Source organism: Rathayibacter sp. Leaf248 (genome assembly GCF_920939495.1).
In the GTDB taxonomy this organism is placed as follows: domain Bacteria; phylum Actinomycetota; class Actinomycetes; order Actinomycetales; family Microbacteriaceae; genus Rathayibacter; species Rathayibacter caricis.
The window spans coordinates 2,200,586-2,214,926 of sequence record NZ_CAKLAV010000001.1; the positions used below are offsets into that span (position 1 = coordinate 2,200,586).

Sequence of the window (14,341 nt, forward strand, 5' to 3'; positions counted from 1 at the left end):
GAGAGGGGTCAGGAGTCGTGCGAGAGCGACTCGGAGAGCGCGCGGTGCGCGTCGATCTGCTGCTGCACCGCGGCCTGCTTCTGCTCGATCGATGCCGCCGCATCCGCTCCCGCGATGAAGCGGAGGGGGAGGTCGCCGGAGTCGGACAGCGTGACGAGCGCGCGCGCCAGCTTCGCGGGATCGCCGGGCTGCTGCCCGTGCATCCCGGAGAAGGCGGCGAGAGTCTGCGCCGTCCCCTCGGCGTAGTCGTCGATCGCGATCTCGGGGTGGATCGTCGAGGAGCCCTCCACCAGCAGCTCGGTGCGGAAGAAGCCGGGCTCGACGGACATCGTCGAGACTCCGAACGGCGCGACCTCGGGATCGAGCGACTCCATCCACCCCTCGAGCGCGAACTTCGACGCGGCGTACGCCGAGGTGAAGCCGCCGCCGACGAAGCCGGCCGTCGAGGTGACCGTGATGATCTGCCCGGACCGCTGCCCGCGGAGCAGCGGCAGGACGGCGCGGGTGACCGAGAGGGCGCCGAAGAAGTTCGTCTCGAACTGCGCGCGCATCTGCGCATCGCTGAGTGTCTCGAAGTAGCCGGCGTAGAAGTTGCCCGCGTTGTTCACGAGCACGTCGATGCGTCCGAAGCGCTCGACGGCGGCGGCCGCGGCCTTCTCTGCGGCGGCGGGATCGGTGATGTCGAGGGCGACGGCGAGGAGGTTCTCGTGGTCGCCGATCGCCGTGCGCACGCGGTCGGAGTCGCGACCGGTCGCGACCACCTCGTGCCCCGCGGCGAGAGCGGCGCGGGCGATGTCGACGCCCAGTCCTCGTCCTGCTCCGGTGATGAACCAGACGTTCGTGTCAGCCATGCTCGTGCTTCCTTCGTCGAGGGCCCGTCCGGGAGTCGGGCGGGCGCTGAGGTCAGTCAACGAGGGGAGCGACGGGTCGAGACAGACCCGCTCGTGAGGGTCACCGGCAGGGTCCCCCTCGACCGCGACCGCTGCCGTAGCGTCGGGGCATGGACGCCGCCGCCGAGATCCGCGAGTTCCTCACGACGAGGCGGGCCCGGCTGACGCCCGCGCAGGCCGGTCTGCCGGACTACGGCGGCCGGCGCCGCGTCCCCGGGCTGCGCCGCGAGGAGGTCGCGCTGCTCGCGGGGATGAGCGTGGAGTACTACGTCCGCTTCGAGCGCGGGAACGCCCTCGGGCTGTCCGAGGAGATCCTCGACGGCATCGCCCGGGCGCTCCAGCTCGAAACCGCCGAGCGCCGGCACCTCGACGACCTCGTGCAGGCCGCGACCGACGGAGTCCGCCCGTCCCGGCGCCGGGCAGCGGCTCACGAGCAGCGGGTCGGTTCCGGCGTCCTGCGCCTGCTCGACGCGATGACCGGGGTTCCGGCGCTGGTGCAGAACGGGCGGATGGACGTCGTCGCGATCAACGCGCTCGGGCGGGCGCTGTTCGCGGGGCTCGACGCCCGACCGGGACGGCCGGCGAACTTCGCCCGCTTCCTGTTCCTGGATGCGCAGGCGCGCGACTTCTACCGCGACTGGGACGACTCCGCCCGGCAGATCGTCTCGCTGCTGCGCGCCGAGAGCGGGCGCTCCCCTCGCGACGCGCAGCTGGCCGAGCTGATCGCGGAGCTCCGCGGGCGCAGCGACGAGTTCGCGGGCCTCTGGCTCGAGCACGACGTCGACGAGCACGGCACCGGCGCGAAGCGGCTGCACCACCCCGACGTCGGCGATCTCGACCTCGGCTACGAGGCGATGCAGCTCTCCGGCGACCCCGGTCTGCTGTTCCTGGCCTGGACCGCGGAGCCCGGAAGCGCGTCGCAGGACGCGCTCCGGCTGCTCGGCAGCCTGGCGGGGTCCGGCGCACCGGCCCGCCACTCGAGTTAGCGCGCCGGCCCGGTCCCGCCGTCGACGGCGTCCGGCCCCGAGGCCGGTGCGGACCAGCTCGCCAGCAACCGCAGATCCTCCGCCGACCGCGATCCCTGGGATGCGGTGTACGCGACGAGCAGCAGCCCGTGATCGCTCGTGATCTCCAGCACCTCGCAGTCGAGGTCGAGGTCGCCGACGAGCGGATGGTGCAGCCGCTTCGGCCCTGCGCTGTGCTCGCCCGCGTCGCGCGACGCCCAGAGGTGGCGGAAGCAGTCGCTGCGCGTGGAGAGCTCGCCGACCAGGTCGGTCAGCGGGCGGTCGAACGGGCGGCGGCCCGCTTCCGCACGCAGCAGCGCCGCGCACTGCTGCGCGATGCGCTCCCAGTCGCGGAAGAAGACGGGAGCGCGCCCGTCGAGGAAGACGAAGCGGCAGAGGTTCCGTGCCGGAGCGTCGAGCGCCTCGGAGAACAGCGCGGCTCCCAGGCGGTTGGCGCCCACCACGTCCAGTCGCCCGTTCTGCACGAGCGCCGGTACGTCGCCCATCGCGTCGAGCAGCTGCTGCACCGGCGGGCGCAGTCCGATCGGTCGGGGCGCGGAACGGCGCCTGCGCGGCTGCTCGCCTCCGTTGGCGGCGCGCACCAGCTCGAAGAGCCGGGACCGATCCCGGTCGTCGAGCCGCAGTGCGCTGCAGAGCCCGTCGAGGACGTCCTCCGAAACTCCTCCGACACGGCCCTGCTCGAGGCGGTGGTAGTACTCGGCGCTCATCCCGGCGAGGAGGGCGACCTCTTCGCGGCGGAGCCCCGGGACCCGTCGCCGTCCGCCGAAGTCCGGCAGTCCCGCCTGCACGGGCGTGAGCCGGCTGCGGCGGGAGATCAGGAAGTCCCTGATCTCGGTGCGGGTGTCCATGCCCTCGACGCTACGGGTGTCCCGTGCGGGGAGAGGGGCCCCGCCGGTGCCCCTTCCCGCAGGGACTCTCACGGATCCCCTGCGGAGCGGAGAGTGGATCCGCCGGCAGGACTCCGCGCAGGAAGCGCCCGGGCCGTCGGCATCGACAGGAAGGACTCCTCCATGACTCCGACGCTCTCCGGAACCGTCGCCGTGATCACCGGCGCCTCCAGCGGCATCGGCCGCGCGACCGCTCGCGCCCTCGCCGCCGAAGGCGCCTCCGTCGCTCTCGTCGCCCGTCGCGAGGACCGCCTCGACGAGCTCGTCTCCGAGATCGAGGGCCTCGGCGGCACCGCCCTCGCGCTCCCCACCGACATCACCGACCGCGACCGGGTCGAGGCCGCGATCGCGACCGTCGTCGAGCGCTTCGGACGCCTCGACGTGCTCGTCAACAACGCGGGCCTCATGCTGCTGGGCCCCGTCGCCGAGACCGACGTCGAGGAGTGGGAGCGGATGATCGCGATCAACCAGCTCGGCCTGCTCTACACGACGAAGGCGGCCCTCCCGCACCTCCTGCGCGCCGCCGAGGACGACCTGCGCGGTGTCGCCGACATCGTCAACATCTCCTCCATCGCCGGCCGCCAGGCCTGGGGCGGCTTCGCCGCGTACGCGATGACGAAGTTCGGAGTGACCGGCTTCAGCGAGGCGCTGCGCCAGGAGGTCACGAAGAAGAACGTGCGCGTCGGCGTGCTGCAGCCCGGCGCTGTCGCGACCGAGCTGGTCGCGCAGAACACCCAGCGCATCCAGGAGCAGCTCGCCGCCTCCGACGCGGAGGCGATCCCGGAGCGGCTCCAGCCCGAGGACATCGCCGAGAGCATCCTCTACATGGTCACCCGGAACCGCCGCTCCTCGATCGCCGAACTCTGGGCGATGCCCACCTCGCAGGCCTGATCCCCCATTCACCGACGCACAGGAGCAGCAGCAGATGAAGAACGCACGTCTCGGAGCCCTCGAGGTCTCCCGCATCGGACTCGGCGCGATGACCATGGCCGGCACGTACACGACCGGCGGAGGGCTCGACGACGACGAGTCGATCCGCACGATCCACCGCGCCCTCGATCTCGGCGTCACCCACATCGACACCGCCGAGGTCTACGGCCCGTTCCACAGCGAGGAGCTGGTCGGCCGCGCCCTCCGCGGACGCCGCGACGGGGTCGTCGTCGCCACGAAGTACGGGTTGATCCGGCACGACGGAGGCTCGACGAGCGGAGCGATCGACAGCAGCCCGGCGAACATCCGCGCGGCCGTCGAGGGCTCGCTGCGCCGCCTCGGCACCGACCGCATCGACCTCTACTACCAGCACCGCGTCGACCCCGGCACTCCGATCGAGGACACGATCGGAGCGGTCGCCGAGCTGGTCGCCGAGGGCAAGGTCCTCCACCTCGGGCTCTCGGAGGCATCCGCCGAGACGATCCGCCGCGCTCACGCCGTGCACCCGATCGCGGCTCTCCAGACGGAGTACTCTCTCTGGACCCGCGACGTCGAGGACGGGATCCTCCCGCTCCTGCGCGAGCTCGGCATCGGCTTCGTGCCCTACTCCCCGCTCGGGCACGGACTGCTGACCGGGCAGCTGCGCTCGGCGGCCGACCTCCCCGAGGGCGACTGGCGGACGTCGAACCCCCGCTTCACCGGCGGGAACTTCGAGCGCAACCTCGCCCTCGTCGACGAGGTGCGCGCGATCGGCGCCGAGATCGGCGCGACTCCCGCCCAGACCGCCCTCGCCTGGATCCTCACCCGCGGCGACGACATCGCGCCCATCCCCGGCACGCGCCGCGTCTCGCGGGTCGAGGAGAACACGGCGGCCGACGCCGTCGAGCTCAGCCCGGAGCAGGCGGCCCGCCTCGAAGCGCTCGAACCCGCGGCGGGCGCCCGGCACGACGACGCGAACATGGCCTCGATCGACCGCTGAGCCGCCGGTCGGGGCGTCAGGCCGGAACGCCCTGCGCCCCGCCCGGCAGCAGCGGCCGCTGCATCCGCCGCTCGTAGCGCACGATGCACCGGGAGTCCCGCGCCAGCTCGTAGGCGGCGATGCACTCCGGGTCGGTGAGCGAGTCGATCCGGTACCGCTCGTAGTCCGCGAGGGACGGGAACGTGAAGAGCGCGAAGGCCTCGTCGCTGTCCCCCTCCGCCGGGAGGAAGTAGCCGTGGTGCTGCCCGCCGAAGCGGTCGACCAGGGCCATCCACCGGGTGGCGTAGTCGGTGAACACGTCCAGGAGCGACGGGTCGATCTGATAGCGCAGGTGGATCGTGATCACGCGCGTCCCCCTCGGAGTCGATCGGGTGTGGTCGTGCTGCGCATGGGTCCCCCTCGGGAGATCGGCCGTCTCCGGCGTGCGGATCCTCCGCACTGCTCCCACCGTGTCAGCGCGCCGCGTCCCGCGAGGCGCGACGACGGCCGATCACCGTCGAGAAGCCGCCAGGACGTCTCACCAGCCCTCGGGCCCCGCGCTCCCCGCCTCGTACTCCTCGAGCGGCGCCGCCCCGTCGGCCCAGTGCGCGAGCACCGGAGTGACGATGCGCCAGCACTGCTCGGCGACGTCGCCCGGCACCGACAGCAGGGTGTCGCCCTGCAGGATCCCCGCGAGCACCTGTCCGTAGGCGTCGAGGGTCGCGGTCCCGGGATGCGCTTCCAGCGTCGCGCGCTCGAGGTCGGTCAGGTCGTCGGCGCTGTTCACGAACAGGTCGAGCCCGACGTCGCCGCCCTTCAGCGACAGGCGCAGAACGGTCCCGGCGTCCTCCCCGCCCGAGCGGAGGCCCCGGGGCGGAGTCGCGGCGCGGAAGTGGACGGCGACCTCGGTGCGAGGGTCGCCGATCCCCTTGCCGGAGCGCAGCACGAACGGCACGCCCGCCCAGCGCGGGACGTCGACCTGGAGGAGGAGCTGCGCGAGCGTCTCGGTGCCGGCCTCGGGGTCGACGTCGGGCTCGTCGACGTAGGAGGGGAGCAGGCGGCCGTCGACGCGGCCCTCGGTGTAGCGGGCGCGGCGGGCCGTGGCGGGGTCGTCGCGCCAGAGGCGGACGGCACCGAGCGCCTCGGCCATCCGAGCGTGGACGTCCTGGGGAGAGACCTCGTCGGGCCGCTCCATCACCGTCAACGCCAGCACCATCAGCAGGTGGCTCTGCAGCATGTCGCGCAGCGCCCCGGTGCCGTCGTAGAACTTCCCGCGCCCCTCGATCCCGAGCGTCTCGTCGTAGACGATCTCGACCTTCTCGATGTGCTCGGCGCTCCAGCTCGCCTCGAGCAGCCGGTTGCCGAAGCGCAGGCCCAGCATCCCCATCACCGTCGCGTTGCCGAGGAAGTGGTCGATGCGCCAGAGGCGGTCCTCGGGGATCACGGCCGCGAGGGCGGCGTTGAGCGAGACGGCGTCGTCGAGGTCCTCGCCGAACGGCTTCTCGATCGCGACGACGAGGTCCTCCGGCAGCTCGATCCGCCCCAGCGACTCCGCGACCGCGTGTCCCATGGCCGGCGGGAGCGCCACGTAGAGCACGGGCGTCGACGGGCACGCGTCGAGCAGGGCCGCCAGCTGCTCCGGATCGGAGGCGTCGGTCGCGACGAAGCGCGCCCGCGAGGCGAGGTCGTCGACGGTGTGCGCCGCGATCCCCGCGTCCTCGAGGCTGCGGCGGACGAGCGCCTGCCACTCCTCGTCGCTCTGCGGCGTGCGGGCGGCTCCGACGAGGGTGAGCTCGGAGTCGCGCGCGAGCTCCGCGACCCGTCCCAGCCCCGGGAGCAGCAGCCGCTCGGTGAGGTCGCCTCCGGCCCCGAGGATCGCGACGGTGCGCCGCTGCTGCTCGAGTGCGGTGGCCTCGGGGATCCCGATCTGCTCGGTCATGGTGTCTCCTCCTGTGCGTGGTCCCGGCTCCGGCTGTCCGTCCCGGATCCGGTGCGCGTCCTGGATCCCGTGGGCGGTGCGAGCCGCCACGCTAACCGACCGGTCTGCTCGTGCCCCGAGAGGGGGCTGACCGAGCGGTGACTCCGCCGCGGGAACCCCGGAGTGCCGACGGGGCCCGCTCGAGCCGGTTCCCTCGACCGTTCGGGGTTCCCCCACCGCCCGCCGACCCGCGCTAGCGTCTCCCCCGACGGCGGACCACCGCCAGGGGGGAAGGTCCGCATGCTCGAGGAATCCGACCGGGAGCTGATGCGGGTCGTCTCCCGCTACCTCAAGCACGTCGAGAAGCTCGCCGCGACCGAGCAGATCGCCGAGCGCACGCCGCTCGGCGACGCCGTGAGCGAGCACCTCGGCGTCGACGCGACGACCCTGTCGGTCACGACCGAGGAGGTCCTCCCGCACCGCCTGGTCGACGCCGACCTCGCGCTCGACGTCCTCTCGGGAGCCGACTCCTCCGTTCTCGGCGTCGGCGGCGGCGAGCAGCGCGCCCACTCCTCGATCGGCGAGATGCTCGCGAACCCCTACAACCGGTTCGCGCCCGGCCCCGTGACGTACGCCACCCGCGCCACCGGACCCGACTCCGACCGCCGCGTGATCGCGTTCGGCGTGCGCCTGCTCCGCTTCGACGGCGTGCCGGTCGCGGTGCTGCAGCGGGACGCGATGCCGCAGGTGGGTCGGGAGACCGCGACGCTCGAGATCCTCGCGGCCGACGAAGGGATCGTGCCGGCGTTCGTCCGCCGCCTGCACGCGCTGATGATCGAGCACAGCGTGCTGCGCGGCCAGGTGCTCTCGTTCGCGGGCACCGAGTTCGGCCGTCACGCCGGAGCCGTCTTCCTCCCCCGTCCCGCGGTCGCCGCGAGCGAGGTCGTGCTCGAGGAGGGCGTGCTCGACTCCGTCGTCGATCACGTCGTCGGCATCGGCGAGCACCGCGCCGAGCTGCTCGAGGCGGGTCAGCACCTCAAGCGCGGCCTGCTGCTCTACGGCCCTCCCGGCACCGGCAAGACGCTCACGGTGCGCCACCTGCTCTCCCGCACCCCGGGAACGACCGCGATCGTGCTGACCGGGTCGAGCATCCGCTTCATCGGCGCCGCCGCCGAGATCGCGCGCACCTTCCCGCCCGCGCTGGTCGTGCTCGAGGACATCGACCTGGTGGCGATGGAGCGCTCGCACAGCCCGCAGCCGCTGCTGTTCGAGGTGCTCGACGCGCTCGACGGCCTCGACGGGGACGCCGACGTGGCCTTCGTGATGACCACGAACCGCGTCCAGGTGCTCGAGCGCGCCCTCGCCGCGCGTCCCGGCCGGGTCGACCTCGGCGTCGAGATCCCGCTCCCCGGACTCGAAGCCCGCCGCCGCCTCTTCCGCCGGTACGCCGACGCCCTGCCGTTCAGCGGGGCGGCGCTCGACGCCGCGGCGGAGCGGGCGGAGGGGACGACCGGCTCGTTCGCGAAGGAGCTCATGCGCCGCAGCGTCCTCGCCGCCGCCCTCCGCGGCTCCGCGCCCGGCGACGGCGACCTGACGGCCGCGCTCGAGGTGCTGCTGTCGTCGGCGGAGTCGCTCACCCGCCTGCTCCTGGGCAGCCCGGGCGAGCGGAGGGAGGCGGAGGGCGACGACGTCGACCCGCACGACGCAGGCCCCGACGACGCCGACCCGCACGGTGAGGTGACGACCGCGGGGTACTCCGCGTCCGCGATGAGCAGCTCCTACTCGGTCTCGTACGACGACGACCCGGGCGTCTGACGGGGGCTCGCTAGCAGCACCGACCCGGCTCAGCCAGTCCCTGCGCGGCGTCGGCGATCGTGATCGACTGCAGGCACACCTCCCGAAAGCCGGTCCCATGCTCTCCCTCGTCTACTCCAGCCGCGCCACCGCCCCGTTCGACGAGGCGCGCCTCGCGTCGCTCCTGCAGCAGAGCCGCGCCGACAACGCGCGGGTCGACCTCACCGGCATGCTCCTGTACCGCGACGGCCGCTTCCTCCAGGTGCTCGAGGGCCCCGACGAGGCGGTGCGCGAGCGGATGGACGCCATCGAGCACGATCCCCGGCACGAGTCGATCCGCATCCTGCTCAAGGAGACGACGACCGAGCGCCTGTTCCCGGAGTGGTCGATGGCGTACGCCGCCGTGCCCGAGACCGCGCAGCCCGAAGGCTTCCGGACCACCTTCGAGGACCTCGCCGGCGACCGTGAGACGAGCCTGACCCTGCCGGCCCTGCGCGAGCTCGTCCGCTGGTTCCAGGAGCGCCCCGCCGCCTGAGCGGGCGGTGGCCCCCCGCGTCGCCACCCGCTCAGCGCCCCGATCCGTCGCGAACGGCCGCGTTCCGATCTCTGCCGGGCCTCCGCCCGCGTCGATCCGTCACGGACCACTCCGATCGTCGACTCAGCCCCAGCCGAGCTCGACCAGGGCCTCGCGCGCGTCGCGACGCGGCGAGTACGGCACCTCGACCCCGCGCACCAGGCGGTAGTCCGTGTCGCCCGGACCCACCCACAGCACGCTGTCGGAGGCGGTGGCCGAGCCCAGCGCTGAGCGGATCGCCTCCGCGGGCTCCGCGATCTCGCGCACGTCGCCCCCGAGCCGGGCCCCCTCGAGCAGGGCGCGGCGGATCCGCGCCGGGTCCTCCGACCGCGGGTGGTGGTCGGTCACGACGACGACGTCGGCCCCCTCGGCCGCCGCCCGCCCCATCGGTGCGCGCTTGGAGGGGTCCCGGTCGCCGTCCGCTCCGAGCACCACGATCACGCGTCCCGGAGTCACCTCGCGCAGCGCCGCCACCGTCTTCTCGATCGAGTCGGGCGTGTGCGAGAAGTCGAGGTACACCCGCGGCCCGCGCTCCCCCGAGACCAGGAGCGAGCGGCCCGGCACGCGCGCGTGGATCCCGTCGCGCACCGCCTCGGCGAGCGCCGGGAGCGGATGCCCGGCCGACAGCAGCATCACCAGCGCGAGCCCCGCATCCGCCGCCATGTGCCGGCCGACGAGGGGGACGGAGGTGGTCAGCGAGCCGCCGGGCCCGCTCAGCCGGAACGCGGTACGCGTCGTCGTCGACTCGAGCACCTCGACCCGCCAGTCCGCGCCGGTGCCGCCGAGCGACGCGACGGTGACCACGGGCACCTCGGCCAGGTCGCGCATCCGCTCGCCCGCCGGCGAATCGAGCAGCACCACCGCCCGACGCGAGAGCGACGGATGCAGCAGCCTCGCCTTCGCCCGCAGGTACTCGTCCATGCCGCCGTAGTCGTCGAGGTGGTCGTGGCTGAGGTTGGTGAATCCCGCGACGTCGAAGTGCAGCCCGTCGACCCGGTGCCGCGTCAGCGCCTGCGCGCTCACCTCGAGGGCGGCGGCGTCGACCCCGTCCTCGACCATGCGCGCCAGCAGCGCGTGCAGCTCCGGGGCCTCGGGCGAGGTGAGCCGGCTCGCGATCTCGACGGAGCCGCTGCGCCGCGTCGCCGTCGAGCTGTGCCCGACGCGCCTCCCGAGCTGCTCGAGCACCGCCGTGAGCAGGTGCACGGTCGTCGTCTTGCCGTTCGTGCCCGTCACGCCGAAGAGCGGCGGCCGAGCGGAGTCGGTGCCGTAGACGCGCGCCGCGATCCGTCCCAGGACCCGCCGCGGATCCGGAGCGACGAGCACCGGCAGGCCGGCGACCCGAGCGGCCCCCTCCTCGTCGGTGAGCACCGCGACCGCTCCCGCCGCCCGCGCCCGCTCGACGAAGTCGGCACCGTGCGCGCCCCGCCCCGGCAGCGCGGCGAACAGCCCGCCCGGCTCGACCTCGCGGTCGCTGACGGTCGCGCTCGTCACCCGGACGTCGGGGCCCTCGAGCCGCGCGCCCGTCGCGGCGAGCTGCGAGAGCACCGCCCCCGCCGTCGAGCGCGGCCGGAGGAACGCGAAGTCCGGCACTGCGCCCCTCGCTGCTCCCGGGCACCACGATCCGGCCCGACCAGCCGATCGTAGGAAACCCGCCGACCGGGGTGAAGACGATTGACAAACCGGACCCGGTCCGATCCGCCGGGAGCGCTCTCAGCGTTGCCGCGCCCTTCGCGTCCGCCCGTGAGAACCCGAGGTCATATGATGCTTATTAATAGTCATGGAGGATCGATGTACACCGCACCGGAGCTCACGGACGAGGAACTCGAGGTCCGCCGCGAGATCAGGACCGTGAGCGACTCCCTGCTGCACCAGGTGCGCCAGGCGAACCGCTGGACGGCGCCGCTGCGCCGCATGACGATCGCCCGCAACGTGCAGGGGTCGAACAGCATCGAGGGCATCACCGCGAGCGTCGACGAGGTGGGCGCACTCGCGCAGGGCGAGCAGCCCCCGGGAGTGGGCGACGACACGGCGCGCGCCCTCCTCGGCTACCAGCTCGCGATGACCTATGTCCTCCAGCTCGCGCAGGATCCGGTGGTCGTCGACCCGACACTCCTGCGCAGCCTGCACTACATGGTGGCGTCGCACGACCCGTCGGTGCGGCCCGGGCGCTACCGGCTCGGGCCGGTGTTCGTCCAGCAGGAGTCGACGGGGGACATCGTGCACGAAGGCGCGCCCGCCGAGGACCTCCCTCCGCTGATGGAGGAGCTGGCCACGACCGTGCGCGGCACCGGCGATAGTCTCGTCGACGCGGCGATGGCGCACCTCAACTTCGTGCTCATCCACCCGTTCCGAGACTGCAACGGGCGCATGGCCCGCATCCTGCAGTCCCTCGTCCTCGCGGCCGACGACGACGTCTCGCCCGTCTTCCTCTCGACGGAGGAGTACCTCGGCCGCCACACCCAGGCGTACTACGACGTGCTCGCCGAGGTCGGCGGCGGGGAGTGGGCTCCGGGGCGCGCGCCTCCCGAACGTGCCCGCCCCTGGATCCGGTTCATGCTCACCGCGCACCTCAACCAGGCCCAGGAGCGAGCCTTCCGCATCGCCGCCGCGAGCGAGGCGACGACGGACCTGAGCACGATGGTCCTCGCGGCCGGCGTCGACGACCGCACCCTGGACGCGCTGTTCGACGCCCTCCTCGGCGCGACGCTCACCAGAGGCCGCTACATCTCCTCGCTCGCCGAAGTGGGCGTGACGGTCAGCCCCCAGACCGCGACGCGCGACCTGGCGACGCTCGCGCAGGCCGGGCTCCTCGAGGCGACCGGCGAGAAGCGGGGGCGCGCCTACACCGCCGCAGCACCCCTTCTCGCCCTGCGCCGCGAAGTCGGCCTCGGGCGCGCGTGGCGGCACGTCGATCCGTTCGCCGGCTCGTGAGCGCGACGCCGCGCCGCGGTCCTCAGGCCCGCTGCCGGAACCAGTCCAGCAGCAGCTGCGCCCGCGACGGCTCGTCCCAGCTGCTCCGGCGCTTCTGCGGGGAGTCGAAGAACGCGTCGTAGCCCGGCGCCCGCCGCAGCTCCGCGTCCTCCGGCGTCGGGAAGCCCATAGACCACTGCGGGAAGCGCCGGCCCTCGATCGACTCGCTCAGCAGCTGGGTGACGTCGGTGTGCCGCGGGTCGGCCGCGATCACGCGGTACCGCTCGAGCACGTCCTCCTCCTCGCCCTCGAGGACCTGCATGAAGCGGCCGTTCTTGAACAGGAGCATCCCGGTCAGACCGGAGCGCGCGTTGTTCTCGCGGCTCTGCCGCAGCAGCTCGGCGAGGTCGGCGTCGCCGAAGGTCTCGGAGGCCGTGCTCACGTAGGTGACGGACAGCATCAGCGCTCTCCTCCTTCTTCCTCGTCCCGGCGGAGGACCAGCAGGGTGACGTCGTCGTCGGGCGGGACCGACTCGATGAGGTCCTGGACCGCGGCGAAGAGCTCGCCGTCGTCGGCGCACGAGCGGACGAGGGCCGCCAGCTCGTCGAGCGCGGCCAGGGTGCCGTCGTACAGGTCCAGCGCCCCGTCGGAGCAGGAGAGCAGCGTGTCGCCCGGGAGGAGCGTCGTCGCGCGCGCCTCCCATCCGACGTCCTCGCCGATGCCGATCGGGAAGTCGAACGACGTCAGCCGCTCGGCGGTGCCGTCGGCGCGGACGATCACGGTCAGCCCGTGGCCCGCGTCGGCGTAGTGCAGCTCGCCGGTCCGCGTGTCGAGGCTGGTGTGGACGAGGGTCGCGAACGTGCCCGTCGCGGACAGGTCGGCGAGCAGTTGCTCGTTGACCGCGGTCACGGCCGCGCCGGGCTCCCAGCCGCGTCGGGCCTGGAACGCCGAGCGGACAGCGGAGGCGACGAGAGCCGCGGACACGCCCTTGCCCATGACGTCGGCGAGCGTCGCGTCGACGCGCCCCTCGAGCACATCGACCGAGAAGTAGTCGCCGGCCACCTCGGAGTGGGGCCGCGTGAATCCCGCGAAGGTGTAGCCGTCGACGCGCACCGGCGCGGGCAGCATCTGCCGCTGCGTCCAGCCCGCGTGGTCGGCCGCGCGCTGCTCCACGAGCTCGCGCTCCACCCACCGGCCGAGCTCGTCGAGGAGCTCCTGGTCCTCGCCGCTGAGGTCGCGCGGCGCCGTGTCGACCAGGCAGATGGTGCCCACCCGCGCGCCGTCGGCCACGCTGAGCGGGCGGCCGGCGTAGAAGCGCACGTGCGGCGGACCGGTGACCGTGCCCCGCTCCGAGAACCGCGGGTCCTCGAGCGCGTCCTGCACGACGACGATGTCGGGCTGCTGCACGACGACGTCGCAGAAGGAGTCGGCCCGCGGCGTGTAGGGGGACCCTCCCGGCCGCTGCGGCGACTTGGTGAACTGGTGCTGCTGGTCGATGAAGTTGATCTCGGCGATCGGCACGCCGAACAGCTCCTTGGCCATCCGCGTGACCCGGTCGAACCGCTCCTCCGGGCCGGTGCCCACGATGTGCAGGTCGTCGAGTGCCGCGAGTCGGATCCGCTCCCGCGCCACCGACCGATCGATCGGCGCATTCTGCGTCACGTGGCAGCACCTCTCCTCGAAGAGCACCTCCGGCCCGAGCGAGCCGCTCGCGCTCCTCCCGGAGGGGAGCACTCGAGGGAACTCTGGCAGACGACACGTGTCGGATCGACGCGATCAGCCAGTACGCCCCTCAGACGGGGGTGGCACGAAACGTCACGCGCGCCCCCGTCAGTCGTCCGTCGGACGCCGCCGCTGCCGCTTCGTCGCCGACCGCTGCTGCTTCGCCGCCAGGTGGCGCCGGGCCGATCCGCGGGTCGGCCGGGTCGGGCGCCGCGGAGCCGCCGGAGGCGCCAGCGCCGCGCTCACCAGCCCGCGCAGCGACTCGAGGGCCGCCTCGCGGTTCCGCAGCTGCGACCGCTGCTCCGACACCGTCACGGTCACGGTCCCCGCGACCAGCCGCCGCTCCAGCCGCTCCAGGAGGCGCGCCCGCTGCTCCTCGCCGAGCACCGCGGATCCCGCCACGTCCCAGGTCAGCTGCACGCGGCTGTCGGACGTGTTCACGTGCTGCCCGCCCGGCCCGGACGACCGCGAGAAGCGCCACTGCAGCTCCGACGCCGGGATCGTCAGGCCGCGCCCGATCTCGAGATCCATCGCGGCCTCCCCCTCGTCCGGCGGTCGCTCCCGCACACGGCGGCCCGGCGCGCTCGACGGCGGCGACTCCCTCCGCTCACGCTATACGGCGGTCATGGCGGAGCGGAGTGGGGCCGGGGCGACCCTCCAGACACCCCGGCCCGAGGAGCGGACGCGGACGCCCGCTCCCGTTGAACCCGGGACGCGACGGTCCCGGTGGTCT

At 73.4% G+C, this 14,341-nt stretch carries 14 protein-coding genes; 6 read left to right on the top strand and 8 right to left on the bottom strand.

The window, feature by feature from the left end:
- Positions 1-8 precede the first annotated feature (8 nt).
- Positions 9-851: an SDR family NAD(P)-dependent oxidoreductase gene (locus tag LRG51_RS10520; RefSeq protein WP_055785217.1), complete on the bottom strand. Its 843-nt coding sequence runs from the start codon at positions 849-851 to the stop codon at positions 9-11.
- Between the two features lie 149 nt (positions 852-1,000).
- On the opposite strand from LRG51_RS10520, the gene LRG51_RS10525 reads away from it, so the two are divergent.
- Positions 1,001-1,876: a helix-turn-helix domain-containing protein gene (locus tag LRG51_RS10525; RefSeq protein ID WP_230672692.1), complete on the top strand. Its 876-nt coding sequence runs from the start codon at positions 1,001-1,003 to the stop codon at positions 1,874-1,876.
- Here the strand turns inward: LRG51_RS10525 and LRG51_RS10530 are convergent.
- Complete coding sequence (locus LRG51_RS10530; protein ID WP_055785211.1) at positions 1,873-2,763, bottom strand: helix-turn-helix transcriptional regulator; 891 nt, start codon at positions 2,761-2,763, stop codon at positions 1,873-1,875. The two genes, LRG51_RS10525 and LRG51_RS10530, sit on opposite strands and share 4 nt — an antisense overlap.
- Positions 2,764-2,925: 162 nt before the next feature.
- Here LRG51_RS10530 and LRG51_RS10535 point away from each other — a divergent pair, with 162 nt between their 5' ends.
- Positions 2,926-3,693: an SDR family oxidoreductase gene (locus LRG51_RS10535; protein WP_055785209.1), complete on the top strand. Its 768-nt coding sequence runs from the start codon at positions 2,926-2,928 to the stop codon at positions 3,691-3,693.
- 34 nt (positions 3,694-3,727) lie between these two features.
- A complete protein-coding gene (locus LRG51_RS10540) occupies positions 3,728-4,711 on the top strand; it encodes an aldo/keto reductase (RefSeq protein WP_055785205.1) in 984 nt (327 codons plus the stop codon).
- 16 nt (positions 4,712-4,727) lie between these two features.
- Here LRG51_RS10540 and LRG51_RS10545 read toward each other — a convergent pair whose 3' ends face one another.
- Both LRG51_RS10545 and LRG51_RS10550 read right to left on the bottom strand, forming a co-directional pair.
- Positions 4,728-5,057, bottom strand: coding sequence for an NIPSNAP family protein (locus LRG51_RS10545; protein ID WP_230672694.1), 330 nt, complete (start codon positions 5,055-5,057; stop codon positions 4,728-4,730).
- 171 nt (positions 5,058-5,228) lie between these two features.
- On the bottom strand, positions 5,229-6,629 hold the full coding sequence (locus tag LRG51_RS10550) for a glucose-6-phosphate dehydrogenase (RefSeq protein ID WP_230672697.1): 1,401 nt from the start codon (positions 6,627-6,629) through the stop codon (positions 5,229-5,231).
- Positions 6,630-6,908: 279 nt separating this feature from the next.
- Between LRG51_RS10550 and LRG51_RS10555 the strand changes: the two genes are divergently transcribed.
- Complete coding sequence (locus LRG51_RS10555; RefSeq protein ID WP_230672700.1) at positions 6,909-8,423, top strand: AAA family ATPase; 1,515 nt, start codon at positions 6,909-6,911, stop codon at positions 8,421-8,423.
- A 97-nt stretch (positions 8,424-8,520) separates the two neighbouring features.
- Positions 8,521-8,937, top strand: coding sequence for a BLUF domain-containing protein (locus LRG51_RS10560; protein WP_107574156.1), 417 nt, complete (start codon positions 8,521-8,523; stop codon positions 8,935-8,937).
- 123 nt (positions 8,938-9,060) lie between these two features.
- Here the strand turns inward: LRG51_RS10560 and LRG51_RS10565 are convergent, their stop codons facing one another.
- The gene (locus LRG51_RS10565; RefSeq protein ID WP_230672702.1) at positions 9,061-10,566 is read right to left on the bottom strand and encodes a Mur ligase family protein; all 1,506 of its coding nucleotides are present in this window, start codon (positions 10,564-10,566) and stop codon (positions 9,061-9,063) included.
- Positions 10,567-10,764: 198 nt separating this feature from the next.
- On the opposite strand from LRG51_RS10565, the gene LRG51_RS10570 reads away from it, so the two are divergent.
- Positions 10,765-11,907, top strand: coding sequence for a Fic family protein (locus LRG51_RS10570; protein WP_230672704.1), 1,143 nt, complete (start codon positions 10,765-10,767; stop codon positions 11,905-11,907).
- Between the two features lie 22 nt (positions 11,908-11,929).
- Here LRG51_RS10570 and LRG51_RS10575 read toward each other — a convergent pair whose 3' ends face one another.
- From LRG51_RS10575 to arfB, 3 genes are all read right to left on the bottom strand, one after another.
- Positions 11,930-12,346 (bottom strand): BLUF domain-containing protein, encoded by a 417-nt coding sequence (locus LRG51_RS10575; protein WP_055785181.1) that lies wholly within the window; start codon positions 12,344-12,346, stop codon positions 11,930-11,932.
- A complete protein-coding gene (locus LRG51_RS10580) occupies positions 12,346-13,548 on the bottom strand; it encodes a PP2C family protein-serine/threonine phosphatase (RefSeq protein ID WP_230672705.1) in 1,203 nt (400 codons plus the stop codon). Before LRG51_RS10580 ends, LRG51_RS10575 begins: the two co-directional genes overlap by 1 nt.
- 168 nt (positions 13,549-13,716) lie before the next feature.
- A complete protein-coding gene (arfB, locus tag LRG51_RS10585; protein WP_056865981.1) occupies positions 13,717-14,139 on the bottom strand; it encodes an alternative ribosome rescue aminoacyl-tRNA hydrolase ArfB in 423 nt (140 codons plus the stop codon).
- Between the last annotated feature and the right edge of the window lie 202 nt (positions 14,140-14,341).

Coding starts and splice junctions, on each gene's coding strand:
- LRG51_RS10575 (WP_055785181.1), bottom strand. CDS start 12,346: ATGCTGTCCGTCACCTACGTGAGCACGGCCTCCGAGACCTTCGGCGAC.
- LRG51_RS10540 (WP_055785205.1), top strand. CDS start 3,728: ATGAAGAACGCACGTCTCGGAGCCCTCGAGGTCTCCCGCATCGGACTC.
- LRG51_RS10560 (WP_107574156.1), top strand. CDS start 8,521: ATGCTCTCCCTCGTCTACTCCAGCCGCGCCACCGCCCCGTTCGACGAG.
- LRG51_RS10570 (WP_230672704.1), top strand. CDS start 10,765: ATGTACACCGCACCGGAGCTCACGGACGAGGAACTCGAGGTCCGCCGC.
- LRG51_RS10550 (WP_230672697.1), bottom strand. CDS start 6,629: ATGACCGAGCAGATCGGGATCCCCGAGGCCACCGCACTCGAGCAGCAG.
- LRG51_RS10555 (WP_230672700.1), top strand. CDS start 6,909: ATGCTCGAGGAATCCGACCGGGAGCTGATGCGGGTCGTCTCCCGCTAC.
- LRG51_RS10535 (WP_055785209.1), top strand. CDS start 2,926: ATGACTCCGACGCTCTCCGGAACCGTCGCCGTGATCACCGGCGCCTCC.
- LRG51_RS10520 (WP_055785217.1), bottom strand. CDS start 851: ATGGCTGACACGAACGTCTGGTTCATCACCGGAGCAGGACGAGGACTG.
- arfB (WP_056865981.1), bottom strand. CDS start 14,139: ATGGATCTCGAGATCGGGCGCGGCCTGACGATCCCGGCGTCGGAGCTG.
- LRG51_RS10530 (WP_055785211.1), bottom strand. CDS start 2,763: ATGGACACCCGCACCGAGATCAGGGACTTCCTGATCTCCCGCCGCAGC.
- LRG51_RS10525 (WP_230672692.1), top strand. CDS start 1,001: ATGGACGCCGCCGCCGAGATCCGCGAGTTCCTCACGACGAGGCGGGCC.